This window comes from Photobacterium rosenbergii, assembly GCF_003026455.1.
In the GTDB taxonomy this organism is placed as follows: Bacteria; Pseudomonadota; Gammaproteobacteria; order Enterobacterales; family Vibrionaceae; genus Photobacterium; species Photobacterium rosenbergii.
Map to the genome: position 1 here is coordinate 535,198 of NZ_PYMB01000001.1, position 12,641 is coordinate 547,838.

Annotated in this window: 12 protein-coding genes; 6 read left to right on the forward strand and 6 right to left on the reverse strand. The window is 44.0% G+C overall.

Annotated features, from left to right (window positions below; translation table 11 throughout):
• Positions 1-83: 83 nt before the first annotated feature.
• Positions 84-1,016: an alpha/beta fold hydrolase gene (locus tag C9J01_RS02645; protein WP_107296545.1), complete on the reverse strand. Its 933-nt coding sequence runs from the start codon at positions 1,014-1,016 to the stop codon at positions 84-86.
• 194 nt (positions 1,017-1,210) lie between these two features.
• On the opposite strand from C9J01_RS02645, the gene galE reads away from it, so the two are divergent.
• Together galE and C9J01_RS02655 are read left to right on the forward strand one after the other, a co-directional pair.
• Positions 1,211-2,227: a UDP-glucose 4-epimerase GalE gene (gene galE / locus C9J01_RS02650; RefSeq protein ID WP_107296546.1), complete on the forward strand. Its 1,017-nt coding sequence runs from the start codon at positions 1,211-1,213 to the stop codon at positions 2,225-2,227.
• 164 nt (positions 2,228-2,391) lie between these two features.
• Positions 2,392-3,276, forward strand: coding sequence for an aspartate/glutamate racemase family protein (locus C9J01_RS02655; protein WP_107296547.1), 885 nt, complete (start codon positions 2,392-2,394; stop codon positions 3,274-3,276).
• Between the two features lie 57 nt (positions 3,277-3,333).
• On the opposite strand, the gene C9J01_RS02660 is transcribed toward C9J01_RS02655, so the two are convergent.
• Both C9J01_RS02660 and C9J01_RS02665 read right to left on the reverse strand, forming a co-directional pair.
• Positions 3,334-3,933 (reverse strand): DUF2238 domain-containing protein, encoded by a 600-nt coding sequence (locus tag C9J01_RS02660; RefSeq protein ID WP_107296548.1) that lies wholly within the window; start codon positions 3,931-3,933, stop codon positions 3,334-3,336.
• 74 nt (positions 3,934-4,007) lie between these two features.
• Positions 4,008-4,343, reverse strand: a complete 336-nt coding sequence (locus tag C9J01_RS02665; protein ID WP_107296549.1) for a hypothetical protein — start codon at positions 4,341-4,343, stop codon at positions 4,008-4,010.
• A gap of 504 nt (positions 4,344-4,847) precedes the next feature.
• Between C9J01_RS02665 and C9J01_RS02670 the strand changes: the two genes are divergently transcribed.
• A complete protein-coding gene (locus C9J01_RS02670) occupies positions 4,848-6,188 on the forward strand; it encodes a DEAD/DEAH box helicase (protein ID WP_107296550.1) in 1,341 nt (446 codons plus the stop codon).
• Between the two features lie 78 nt (positions 6,189-6,266).
• On the opposite strand, the gene C9J01_RS02675 is transcribed toward C9J01_RS02670, so the two are convergent.
• From C9J01_RS02675 to pdhA, 3 genes are read right to left on the reverse strand one after another with little or no spacing between them, the layout of a single operon-like run.
• Positions 6,267-7,445, reverse strand: a complete 1,179-nt coding sequence (locus C9J01_RS02675) for a dihydrolipoamide acetyltransferase family protein (RefSeq protein WP_107296551.1) — start codon at positions 7,443-7,445, stop codon at positions 6,267-6,269.
• Positions 7,442-8,425, reverse strand: coding sequence for an alpha-ketoacid dehydrogenase subunit beta (locus C9J01_RS02680; RefSeq protein WP_107296552.1), 984 nt, complete (start codon positions 8,423-8,425; stop codon positions 7,442-7,444). Before C9J01_RS02680 ends, C9J01_RS02675 begins: the two co-directional genes overlap by 4 nt.
• Positions 8,418-9,506, reverse strand: a complete 1,089-nt coding sequence (pdhA, locus tag C9J01_RS02685; RefSeq protein ID WP_107296553.1) for a pyruvate dehydrogenase (acetyl-transferring) E1 component subunit alpha — start codon at positions 9,504-9,506, stop codon at positions 8,418-8,420. Before pdhA ends, C9J01_RS02680 begins: the two co-directional genes overlap by 8 nt.
• Positions 9,507-9,899: 393 nt before the next feature.
• Here pdhA and C9J01_RS02690 point away from each other — a divergent pair, with 393 nt between their 5' ends.
• The 3 genes from C9J01_RS02690 (at position 9,900) to C9J01_RS02700 (ending at position 11,955) form a co-directional block, all read left to right on the forward strand.
• Entirely contained in the window at positions 9,900-10,316 is a 417-nt protein-coding gene (locus C9J01_RS02690) for a hypothetical protein (RefSeq protein ID WP_237156846.1), read from the forward strand.
• Positions 10,317-10,452: 136 nt separating this feature from the next.
• The gene (locus tag C9J01_RS02695; RefSeq protein ID WP_107296554.1) at positions 10,453-10,887 is read left to right on the forward strand and encodes a DUF6568 family protein; all 435 of its coding nucleotides are present in this window, start codon (positions 10,453-10,455) and stop codon (positions 10,885-10,887) included.
• Between the two features lie 153 nt (positions 10,888-11,040).
• Entirely contained in the window at positions 11,041-11,955 is a 915-nt protein-coding gene (locus tag C9J01_RS02700; RefSeq protein WP_107296555.1) for a cation diffusion facilitator family transporter, read from the forward strand.
• The last annotated feature ends 686 nt before the right edge of the window (positions 11,956-12,641 follow it).

A 12,641-nucleotide genomic window follows, 5' to 3' on the forward strand; every position in this document is an offset into this window, starting at 1 on the left:
TTAATGGAAGGTGAGAACCTTGTCTAATTTTCTTACGTAAAAAATGTAATTAATTGATCTGTGATAATCATAGCTTTTGCTATTTAACTAATGAATACTTTCAATAGTTTACTGACGGTTTCTGGTTGTTCGTTAGTGACGCCATGAGCCGTTTCAGGTAGCACAACAATGGCAGAGTTTAGGTGTTTACTTAAAGCGATGCCGTTTTTCAACGGGAATATTTTATCGCTATCTCCCCAAATTAGCATTGTTGGTGGGAACTCATTGGTGTTCGCTCCTGAAATACGTGCTCTGTCGTAAACAAGAGATTGTATTAGTTGCTCTTTTTCGTTTTTGTAAGGAGAAAAATAACTGCTGTATATTTGATTGGCAACGAAATCAGGCATGTTTTTGGGCTCATAGAAAACATTATCAAACAGTCGTCTAACTTCATCGCTATTGGTTGGCACGAATAGCTGCTCTGGTTTATCTACACCGGCCCTCAGGCAGAGTGCTTCGAGATCCTCATCGCTAAATAATGGGCCTGGGCTAGCAATAATCACCCCTTTTTTGACACGGTCGGTTTGCATCATCATGTTGTAGGTAATGAAGCCGCCATAAGAAATACCTGCCACATTCACTCCTTCTATATCGAGTGCATCAAGCAGTTGCCACATGGTGTCAGTTTGCGTTGTGAGATTGGGGGTGCCCATGCTGTAAGACTCACCAAACCACGCAAGGTCAGGGGCAATAACTTGATAGTGCTTGCTGAGCTCTAGCATCTCCTCTTTCCACGTTGCGACAGCGTTACCGCCAAAACCATGAATTAACAGTAAAGGCTCACCTGAACCGCCAATCCAGTACTTTAGTTGGCCGCCTTCTTTTAGGTTAAGGATATGCTCCTGGTAATCTTGGGCATAAAGCTGGTCGTGGTCATGTTTTTCTTTCCACTGCACCAATTCACAACCATTGAGTATTACAACAGCAAGAAATAGGGTAAGAATCTTAATGAGTTGGCGATTTACTTGAGCATACACGAGAACTTCTCCATTCCCAGAAATTTGAACGAAGTTATTATACACCGTTTTATATTTGTTAATACTGGACAGATTATTGCTCGCAATTTAAACATGTAATGTGATCGTTGCTTTATTTTCCATATGGTTATGATACTTTATGCCCAGTTTAACTAAGATTGTTTGAGTAAATCCTCACTCAAAGGGAGAAAAGCATGCGAGTTCTCGTCACCGGTGGTATGGGTTACATTGGCAGCCACACTTGTGTTCAGATGATTGAAGCAGGTATGACACCAATTATTGTCGATAACCTATACAACAGTAAGCAATCAGTACTGGCTCGAATTGAAAAGCTAACGGGTGTTACCCCAGCATTTTATCAAGGCGATATTCGTGATCGTGCTTTCCTAGACAAAGTGCTAGCAGAGTGTGAAGTAGAATCGGTTATTCACTTCGCTGGCCTTAAAGCGGTGGGTGAGTCGGTAGAAAAACCACTGGAATACTACGACAACAATGTTCACGGAACATTGGTACTCGTTGAAGCAATGCGTGCCGCTGGCGTGAACAGCTTGATCTTCAGCTCATCAGCAACGGTTTATGGTGATCCGGCAACTGTGCCAATTACAGAAGACTTCCCGACAAGTGCGACCAACCCGTATGGCCGTAGTAAGTTGATGGTTGAAGAGTGTTTGACTGACATTCAAAAAGCCCACCCTGAAATGAGTATCACATTATTGCGTTACTTCAACCCGGTTGGCTCTCACCAAAGTGGTGAAATGGGTGAAGACCCGCAAGGTATTCCGAACAACCTGATGCCATTTATCTCGCAGGTTGCTGTTGGTCGCCGCGAATTCCTTTCTGTTTTTGGTGACGATTATCCTACGGTTGACGGTACCGGTGTCCGTGACTACATCCACGTACTTGATTTGGCTGATGGCCACTTAGCCGCTTTGAACCACAAAGGTAAAGAAGCAGGCCTGCATATCTACAACCTAGGCACAGGTAATGGCTTCAGCGTATTGCAGATGGTTAAAGCCTTCTCTACTGCTGCGGGTGTTGACGTTGCATACAAAATTGCACCACGTCGCCCAGGTGATATTGCAGAGTGTTGGGCAGACCCTGCTAAAGCGAAAGCTGAATTACACTGGGAAGCGACACGTACTATTGAAGATATGACTGCAGATACTTGGCGTTGGCAGTCAGCTAACCCAACAGGTTATCCTGACTTATAAAGCCAATCATATTGTGTAACTTCTAAACTGCCATCGCTATGATGGCAGTTTTTTTATGTTATTAGCAAATGAGGATGGCATCCATCTTATACGATTCATCATATGAATGAACTCATCATATTCTCACGGCAAGACAATACACTTGCAATAAATTGAGGATGAAGATGAAGGAAATTATTTTTGGTGTAATGGGCAATATGGGGCCTGAAGCGGATGCACTATTTCAGGATATTGTAGCAAAAGAAGAGATTCGCCAAGGAGCGTTGAAAGATCAGGATCATATGGGCATGTTAGTCGTAAAAAATCCTGATATTCCAGATCGTTCCGAAGCCATAAATGAAGGCGGAAGGGATCCTGTTCCTGAAATGGTCAAGTCAGCAAAGATCTTAGAAAAGAATAATGTTAATTATGCCGTCATGACGTGTAATACCGCGCATTATTTCCGAGAAGCTGTCCAGAAACAAACCAGTGTTTACTTGGTTGATATGCTAAAAGCAACGACAGAGGCAATAAAAGAGAAAAACCCTGATGCTGTCGTTGGGGTACTTTGTACTACGGGCACCTACAATTCTGGCATTTACGATAGCTACTTAGACCTTGATGGTATCCACTTTTTTAAACTTGAACCTGAAGAGCAAGAGAACTACGTCCACAGTGCCATTTACGGGAAAAAAACTGGCCAAAGAACGGATTGCGGTCAAGAAATAAGAGAAAAAGCGGGTATTAAGTCAGGCGTTTTTGACAGTAATGCAGAATTGTTAAGCCACGCTATCCGTTCTTTACAACTTAAAGGTGTTGATACCATTATTCTTGGTTGTACTGAGTTGCCGCTAGTAAGGAGCCAATTGCAGGATAATTTCCCTACCGTGTATTTTATTGACCCTATGGAAGTTGTGGCGAAAAGCGTTGTTGACGCCTACAAAGAGGCTGAAAGCTTGATAGAGAATGGGTTAGCTTCTGATACACAGATTAGAGATGTAAAAGATATTAAGAGTAGGGAAGATATCGCAGCATATATCGCATATAAGGCTCGTGTGAACATTGAGTAAACTCATGCGCTAATTGTTTGGTTAACCCCCGGCTTGATGCAGGGGGTTAAATCGCCCTTATTTCTGGTAGGGCTTAATTATCCAAAATAATATCAAACTGGTTATTGCGCCAAGGGTGTCCATAAGCATGTCTTTTTGTGCGTCCCAGATATCTCCTTGGCTACCAAGGAATTCTATACCAGCATCTCCGCCAGCAAGTGCTGCATACCACCATTCAATAATTTCGTAGCCAGCGGCAATAGCCATGATTGTAGCTAGGGCAAAAATAGTCGCCACCAGTGGTTTGCAATGACCTTTGCGGACCATGAACTCAGCAATTGGAAATGCATAAAGCCCTATCGAGAAGTGCGCAACGCGGTCAAAATTATTACGCTGTGACCCAATCAGTTCGTTAAACCAATCAAAAGGAACATTGGCAAAGGTGTAATGGGCGCCGATGGTGTGCAGTGACATCCAAATGGCAATCAGGATATAAGCCGTATTCGAAAATTGGAAAAAGCGATAGGTGATCAGCAATGGGGCTAGGATCAAGACGACAGGAATGATTTCGGCCAGCCAGACATCCGGGAAAACAGGTTCCAAGCCAGACCAAATGATGATCAGGGTGACAATCACGAAAGTGGTGATAGGTATGGCATGGCTTCGAATTTGTGTCATTAATTCAATATCCTACATGTATTTTTCTTTCCTGAAGGTTAGCACAATAAAAATACGGAAAACTGAATCGATGACTAGTTTGTATAACTCGAATCCAAAGACGCTCTTTCTTTAAATCGCTGAAGGGCTGCAACCGAGGTTTCGAGTCTTGCTACGCAATCTTCATAATATAAAGTAATTTCAGCAATCCCTCGGCTTTTCGGTGGCGATTTGAGTTCAATCTCTGGCTTCCCTGTTTCGATGATTAAAAAACGGTGCTTATGCGCCAATTCACCAAATCTTGATTTGGCAGCCATTAGGCGACGTTGTGTAAACGACTGCTGTTTTCTGCCTGGGCTTCGTTTCTTTTTTTCGGCAGGTTCAAGCACTTTTTCCAAACGGAATTTTTTCCAAGGTGTTTCAGTCTTCATAGGTTTCATGTCGAGAAGGGGATACAAGTTTGGATTGGGATATATGGTTGTTCAAACTAAATGAAAAGTCAGTCCGAATGCAGGTCATTTTGCGACAAGTCATATCGATTGTGAAAAAGCCCCATGCGAGAAGCAGGTATCTCGCATGGGGGTAACCAGCTTTAGGCCAATACCCATAGAAGAGTTCTTGGTTAGACAAAATGGGTAAACAATAAGGCGCAATTAACTCCATGACTGCGCTCATGTACTTTTTACCTGTGCTGGTCCTAGAGTGACAGGTCATTTTGCGACAAGTTCGACTATTTGGTCGCTTAAGGTCTGAGGTAAGGCTGTCGTGCTTGGTTATCTTTATGAAATGACGATAAATCTCTATCAATTTGGTGCTAGCAATTTGAAATGTGGTACAATGCCCAGCTAACCAAATTTAGAGCTGTGTGATGACTGTCACACAGGCTTGAACTGTATTATTCTTGCTCATAGTTGGGCAATTACCGGAGCATCACTTTGCAATTTAACGATCTTGGATTAGACCAGCGCCTGATTAAAAAACTTCATCATTTGGCGTTCGATAAACCAACTGAAATTCAAAAAGCAGCAATACCTGTCGGTATCTTGGGCAAAGACATCTTAGCCTCGTCGAAGACAGGTTCTGGTAAGACACTGGCATTCTTGTTGCCAGCTATGCAGCGTATGTATCGTAGCAAACCATTTACTCGTCGTGATCCTCGAGTTTTGGTCTTGACTCCAACCCGAGAATTGGCCAAGCAGGTATTCGCTCAGTTGCGAACGCTGAACGCAGGTACGCCATATGACGGAGCGCTCATCGTTGGCGGTGAGAACTTCAATGACCAAGTGAAAGCACTGCGCAAAGATCCAATGTTTGTGATTGCAACACCGGGCCGTTTGGCTGACCATCTTGAGCACCGCAGTACTTATCTGGACGGTCTGGAAATGCTTATCCTTGATGAAGCTGACCGTATGCTTGATCTTGGTTTTGAAGCTCAGCTGCGCCGTATTCACGAAGCAGCTAACCACCGTCGTCGCCAGACTATGATGTTCTCTGCAACCTTGGACCACACCGATGTAGTGAGCATTGCAAGCGATATGCTTAATGCGCCAAAACGTATTTCAATTGGTCACTCGGCAGAAGAGCACACTGATATCACTCAGCGCTTCTTCCTTTGTGATCACCTAGACCACAAACAAGCTTTGCTGGATAAGGTGCTAGAAACCGAAAACTACAACCAGGTGATTATCTTTACGGCGACCCGTGCAGATACCGATCGTCTAACCAATGAGTTGAATGAGCGTAAGCTGAAGGCGGTTGCGTTGAGTGGTGATATGAACCAGACCCAACGTAATGCCATCATGAGCCAGTTCGAACGTGATTGTCATAAGATCTTGGTGACAACCGATGTAGCCTCTCGTGGTCTGGATATCGAAAAAGTATCACACGTGATCAACTTCGATATGCCTAAACACGCTGAGGAATATGTTCACCGTATCGGTCGTACAGGTCGTGCCGGTAACAAAGGTGATGCGATTTCTCTTGTTGGTCCTAAAGACTGGAAGAGCTTTAAGAACGTTGAAGCTTTCTTGCAGCAGTCTATCAGTTTCTCGACTATCGAAGGTCTAGAGGGTAAGTTCAAAGGATTGAAGCCTGCGCCGAAGAAGAAATTTACTAAGAAGAAACCGACATCTGCGAAACCGGTGGCTAAGAAGACTCAGGCTAAGCCACAGGCTAAGAAGAAAATGGACAAACGCTTCTACGACAACATGGCAGTGGGTGATAACGTCTTTATCCCTAAAAAGAAAAAGCCTGCTAGTCCATCGGCTGAAGATTAATTCGAGATAAACATTCTTGATCGATAAAAATGCCAGTCTTTGACTGGCATTTTTTTACCTATAGAAAGTTAAACGCGGTTAAACAGAGGGCTGTTGAAGGTGGTTTACCAACGCTTTTACAAACCTCGCCGCTTCACCCCCCGTACATGCTCGGTGGTCAAAGGTCATAGAAAGGGGGAGGACTTTGACGGCTTTAACATTACCGTTGTCGAGAACTAACTTTTCAATAATTCTACCTGCCCCGATAATGGCAACTTGAGGTGGAGTAACGACAGGTGTGGCATATATGCCTGCAATCGCACCAAAATTAGATAGGGTAATGGTGGCGTGTTGAAGTTGCTCACGGCCAATTTTCCGCTCGCGAATACCTGCTACGGTTTTATCCACCCATTGCCTTATACCTTTGCTGCTAAATTCATCAGCATGACGCAGAACCGGTACATAGAGGCCATGCTTACTATCGACTGCGATACCGATATTGACAGTGTGATGTAAACAACGGGTCATGGTCTCTGCATCAAACCATGCATTAAGGGCCGGCTCTTTTTGGCAAGCATCAACAATTGCTTGGACTAACCGACAGGTAATATCTTGCTCTGGTAGCCACTGCGCGAGGCTTGCTTCTTCTGTGATGGTGACGGCGGCTATATTGTGGTGAGACTCCGCCATTGCACCGACCATAGTACGGCGAGCCCCTTTGAGAACTTCCGTACCGGGTAGCTGCTTGTCACAGGCATTATAAACATCGCTATCAAGGATGACGCCATCAGGACCGCTACCTTTAATAGCATTGAGGTCAACGCCTAGCTTTTGGGCAAGCAGCCTTGCAGAGGGCATTGCGCTAAGTGGGTGTTCTGTACTCTCTTGATGGGTATTACCTACCCAAAACTCATCAACGTTGATATCGTGGCTTTCTTGTGCCACGGTACCCACGACGGTGGCAGCATCAGATTTTTGCTGTTGTGCTTCTTTTGTCTGTGATTCTGTCGTAGCAGCGACATTTGTCTTTGCAACAGGGGCGGTGGATTCTTCAATCTCCAAAAGCAAACTACCAATGCCGATGACATCGCCGGCCTCCCCATAGCGATTAACAATGGTGCCGCTATATGGGGCAGGGACCTCAACCGTCGCTTTGGCTGTTTCGACTGTGAGCACGACCTGATCTACTTCGACATAATCCCCGATATTGATATGCCATTGCACAATTTCGGATTCAGCTAACCCTTCGCCTAAGTCGGGTAAGTTAAATGATTTCATTTCCACCCCTCCACCAGCGATTTCGCTGCATCAACAATGTCATCTTCCTGAATCATAAAATAATCTTCGTTACGGTAATAAGGCATGATGGTATCGGTACCGGTAACGCGCTTAGGTGGTGCTTTTAATAAGCACATGGCCTGTTCAGATACTCTTGTAATGATCTCTGCGCCTACACCGCAAGTCTTGCAGGCTTCATGAACCACCAGAAGCCGTCCTGTTTTTTCTAGAGATTTAATAATTGTTGCCATATCAATCGGCTTGATAGTTGCCAAATCAATGACTTCAGCTTCGATACCCATATCAGACAGTGTTTGAGCGGCTTGTAGTGACTCAACGACACTCGCCCCCCAAGTGACCAAAGTGAGATCTCGGCCTTTTCGTAATGTGAAGCAAGTATTGAGCGGCAAGGCCTCGCCATTATCAACAACGTTGGATTTCACCGTACGATAAATTCGCTTGGGCTCAAAAAACATGATGGGGTCATTGCTTCTTATCGCAGCCAATAACAAACCATAAGCACGTTGCGGCGAAGAAGGGATTACCACAGTAAGACCTGGTACATGGGCAAAAAGTGCTTCAACACTTTCTGAGTGGTGTTCCGGTGCGTGGATACCACCGCCAAATGGTGCGCGGAAAACGGCTGGGCAAGTCAAGCGACCACGGGTACGGTTCCTGATCCTTGCAGCATGGCAGACAAGGTGCTCCATAGCCGGGAAAACAAAGCCTTGGAATTGAAACTCTGCAACAGGGCGTAATCCCTGAGTTGCCATACCAACGGTGACACCCCCAATCAGGGCTTCAGCGAGTGGTGAGTCAATCACACGCTTACAGCCATATTTCTCCTTCAAACCAACGGTTGCCCTAAATACACCGCCGTTGTCGCCAACATCTTCACCCAAGACAACAACACGATCGTCGTGAGCCATTTCATAGTGCAGTGCCATATTTACGGCATCGAGGAGGGTGATTTCAGCCATGGTTACCCCCTTGCATGCGCATTGCCTTGTTGATGATGGCATCGCGTTGGCTCAGTAAATCTTCACTGAGTTCTTCATATAAGAAATCAAAAGCAGACTCAGGGGCCTGCGGTGTCATGTCGAGGTACTTCTCAACAACTTTTTCTATAACATCTTTGCAATGGGCCAACCAGTTGAGATCATCTTGTTCAGACCAAGCCCCTTGTTCGATAAGGAATGTTTTCAAACGTATTATGGGTTCGTATTCCCATGCTTGTTTGAGTTCATCTTCACTGCGGTAACGCGTAGCATCGTCTGCCGTTGTATGATCGCTAAGACGATAGCTAACGGCTTCTATCAAGGTTGCGCCTTTGCCTTTTCTGGCGTGATCCAATGATTTTGCCACGATATCGAACATGGCGACGATATCGTTGCCATCGACCGTAATACCCTCGATTCCGGCACCTTTAGCTTTGTCGGAAAGTAACTCTGCGCCGCATTGGATTGATCGGGGGACAGAGATTGCCCATTGGTTGTTATTAATGACGAATACCAATGGAATGTTCCATGCCCCAGCACAGTTCAGTGACTCGAGGAAGTCCCCCTTGGATGTCGCACCATCACCACATGTAACCAGAGCGACTTGGTGGTTACCTTGAATTTTTAAGGCAGCAGCCACACCTACCGCATGAGTACATTGTGTCGCAATAGGAACGCAGAATGGCAGGTCTCGACAGTGGGCATCGTCAGGAGAAAAATCACTACCGCGTTCATCACCGCCCCAGTATTGGAGGTTTTTTTCCATTCCAATACCGCGTGCCCACAAGGCCGGTAGATCTCGGTAGTAAGGGATAAAGACATCAGATTTTTTTAGCGCACGTCCTACAGCAATGCCAATTGCTTCGGACCCGAGGTGAGAAGGGTATGTCCCCAGTTTGCCCGTACGTTGTAGAGCAACAGCTTTATTATCATAAGTGCGAGTTAATACCATGTCACAATAGAAGCCTTTCAGGGTTGTAAGATCAGCCCATTCAGGGAGCGGATTAACCAACTTACCGCGATGATCGATGAAACGATGCATCGGCATAGCCAGAACATTCATCGTTAGCTCCTTCTGGTGCTGCCTCAAATGAGGCGGACAGCAAATATAAGAACGTGCCTTTTGAACAGTGAATAATTTCATTAGTGTGGTGGGCGACGTTCAATAGTACTAAGTGTAATCAAATTGTTAACATTCGCTGAGGGTCGTTTTTGTTGGGGGAGTAAACTTATCGGTACACTTGATTGATTTGTCAGTAAGGAGATTTCGAGACTGGTGTTTTAGTGTTAAGACCTTGATGAGTTAACCGCGCAAGACTCAGGCCATCGCACATACTTAAGACTGTTATAAAGAGTACATCTCAAAACACAGTATTGTGATGTATTGAATTGTTGAGCTGTTTCTTGCGGGGATTACAGTATGAAATGGTATAGCAGTTTGGCTGCGGTGATAGTGATGTCTGCATGTTCATCACAGGCAAATGTGAGTGAAATAGCTCAGCAGAAAACTCAGTACATTCAAGATGAGTGCTATGAGAACGAAGAAAGTGCACTCAATGACGCATTCAAAACCTTCATGACTGATAGGCAAGAAGAACTAGGTGGCTTGCGTGCAACATTGAGTGATGAAAACTATGAGCAGCTTGATTTTGCCTTAAAGCACTTTGTGACGTATTGGGACCAACTCCAAACTGAGCGCAATCTTGCCTGTGAGCAGCATGCCACTTGTGAATTTATCCAAATTAAGACGCCATCATTGCAGACAAATAGCGAATTTTGTGATGGAACCGGCTTTGAATATAGTGTAAGCAGGGCAAAGATAATCAACTTTTTTAGTGATATAGAGCGGTTGGAGCTCCAACAAAACCCTTGAGTTTCATTAGTGGTCACTGCCTTTGCGTCTGCATTAAAGCGCCTAATGATAGTGACACAACTCACACTTTGATTTTGAGTGCCACCGCAAATAATCTCTGCTAATATCCGCCATTTCTACCCTAGAGCAAAATGAAATGGCTTCCTTTTCTATCCAGTGCCCCCACTGTAAAAAATCCACATCGATGGTTACTCAATCGCTATCTAATACCGTTAAATGTGAGCACTGTTCTAAGCCTGTTTTAGACGGGCAACCGGTAGAAGCGGACGCTAAGTCTTTAGACAAAATCATTATTTCGCCTGTACCCGTCATTGCGGTGTTTTGGGGAGATAACTGTACGCCATGTAAAGCGTTCAAACCTATCGTGACAAAAATAGCGAAAGAGAAGCAAGGTAAGCTTCGGGTCGTTTTTGTAAATATAAATAAAAACAAAGCGTTACCTATAAAATATCGATTGCGTGGTGTCCCTACGACTATCTCTTTTAAAAAGGGGCGCCAGCAGGCGGTCCTGAACACGGCTTTACGTAAAAATGAGCTAATGAAGTGGTTAACAGATTCACTATCAATTTGATCACAAAAGCGTAACTGTGCTAAAGGTATAGTGTAGGAAGCGGTTCATCCAGCTATCTATGTAAATGAAACAAGGCAAATGAAACAAGTGGTTTTTCATCTGAATACCGCTTAAATAATTCAACTTATCAGGTAAATGAAAAAGGAGGAAATTATGGCTACTAGCCGTAAAATTAGTAAGGAGCGTTTAGCGCTGAAATTATCCCTAGCAGGCACTGTTGTTCTGTCCTCGCTAGGTATTGGCTATGGGTTATATGTCGGATCCAACGCCATTTTGCTAGACGGCATGTTCTCCTTACTCAGTATGGGAATGACAGGGTTAAGTTTGTACACAGCTTACCTTGTATCCAAACCAGACGATCAATACTTCCAGTTCGGATATGCGCACATTGAACCGTTAATCAACGTCGTCAATGGCTTGCTCATCTTACTCACATGTGTGTTTGCCTTTTTTAGTGGTGTGCAAACCATTGTCAACGGCGGCCATGAGGTTGTGCTGGAGCATGCAATCTTATATGCAGTGCTCTCGACAATCTGTTGTTTCTCCATCTATTTTACTGAAACTTATATTGCTAAAGCAGAGCAATCTGAGTTGGTAAAGGTAGATTCACAAGAGTGGCTTATCGATGGCATTTTAAGTGCGTCAATTCTTGTCGGTTTCATTGCGGTGATGATTTTGGATCATTACGGGTATTCCCAGTGGAACCGTTATGTCGACCCAATATTGGTCTCTGCCTTATCCCTCGCAGCGATTGTTCTACCTATCAAGGTATTACGACGTAACCTCAGAGAGGTATTGCTGGTGGCTCCTCAGGATGATGTGCAGGAGAATGTTGATCGTGTCATTGCCAAGCTGTCCAAACAATATCATTTTGACGACTATACCCATCATTTTGCCAAGACGGGGCGGCAGTACGATCTTGAAGTCAATATCCTCGTAAAGGACGACACTTACTGGACGACGAAACGTCAGGATCAGATCCGGCTTATTCTTTGGGAGGCTTTGTCCGATGAGCTAGGGGATACTTGGTTATCCGTCAGCTTTACTGGGCAGGCGAGGTGGCTCTAATAGCCAGATTCAGAATATCTATCTAGAAAAGGGCATTAATTGCCCTTTTTTTTCTCCATAAATTAATATTTCCAATTATCCTCATACTTATAACTATATCTAATCTGAAGGTAGAAAATTTATAGCCAAAAATACTCTGGTTATTTGGGGCTTTTCAACGCAAAATATTCATTAATTAATCAATAAAGTGAAGCCTGGCAAGTGTAGTGTACATTGATTGAACAAATTACTTGCTTAAGTTTCTGTTATTAAAGGATTAGTCGGGCTGGTATTGTGAAGTTATTTCTTGGTTTACATGCAACTAGCACGAATAATATGCAAACTTTTTAGTGCATTTTTTGCTCTGTTGGGGTATCTTGTCCCCAGTCTAAAAATTGCTTCTAGATTTAGTGGTAATCTTTAGACTTACAGGCCGCATTTAGATGCTAAACGTATTCATACATTTTGATAAATCATAGGTTTATGTGATTATGGAAACATTACTGGTTATTGCTTTCATCATTGGTGGTTTCTACATTATTTGCAGAGAAAAGAAGAAATGTACCAAGGAAGTTGATTACTCTCGAGACTCTTTGTAATTCCTATTTTTTATAGAGTAATCTGCTGGTTTTCAGATGTTACCAGTATGGCTCGCTATTTTTTGAAATAGCGTAGAAATACAAAATCGCCCATATATTATTCTGCAC

What these genes read in the sequence shown, in the direction of transcription:
- galE (WP_107296546.1), top strand. Translation starts at nt 1,211, where the DNA reads ATGCGAGTTCTCGTCACCGGTGGTATGGGTTACATTGGCAGCCACACT.
- C9J01_RS02655 (WP_107296547.1), top strand. Translation starts at nt 2,392, where the DNA reads ATGAAGGAAATTATTTTTGGTGTAATGGGCAATATGGGGCCTGAAGCG.
- C9J01_RS02660 (WP_107296548.1), bottom strand. Translation starts at nt 3,933, where the DNA reads ATGACACAAATTCGAAGCCATGCCATACCTATCACCACTTTCGTGATT.
- C9J01_RS02665 (WP_107296549.1), bottom strand. Translation starts at nt 4,343, where the DNA reads ATGAAGACTGAAACACCTTGGAAAAAATTCCGTTTGGAAAAAGTGCTT.
- C9J01_RS02675 (WP_107296551.1), bottom strand. Translation starts at nt 7,445, where the DNA reads ATGAAATCATTTAACTTACCCGACTTAGGCGAAGGGTTAGCTGAATCC.
- C9J01_RS02680 (WP_107296552.1), bottom strand. Translation starts at nt 8,425, where the DNA reads ATGGCTGAAATCACCCTCCTCGATGCCGTAAATATGGCACTGCACTAT.
- pdhA (WP_107296553.1), bottom strand. Translation starts at nt 9,506, where the DNA reads ATGAATGTTCTGGCTATGCCGATGCATCGTTTCATCGATCATCGCGGT.
- C9J01_RS02690 (WP_237156846.1), top strand. Translation starts at nt 9,900, where the DNA reads ATGTCTGCATGTTCATCACAGGCAAATGTGAGTGAAATAGCTCAGCAG.
- C9J01_RS02695 (WP_107296554.1), top strand. Translation starts at nt 10,453, where the DNA reads ATGGCTTCCTTTTCTATCCAGTGCCCCCACTGTAAAAAATCCACATCG.
- C9J01_RS02700 (WP_107296555.1), top strand. Translation starts at nt 11,041, where the DNA reads ATGGCTACTAGCCGTAAAATTAGTAAGGAGCGTTTAGCGCTGAAATTA.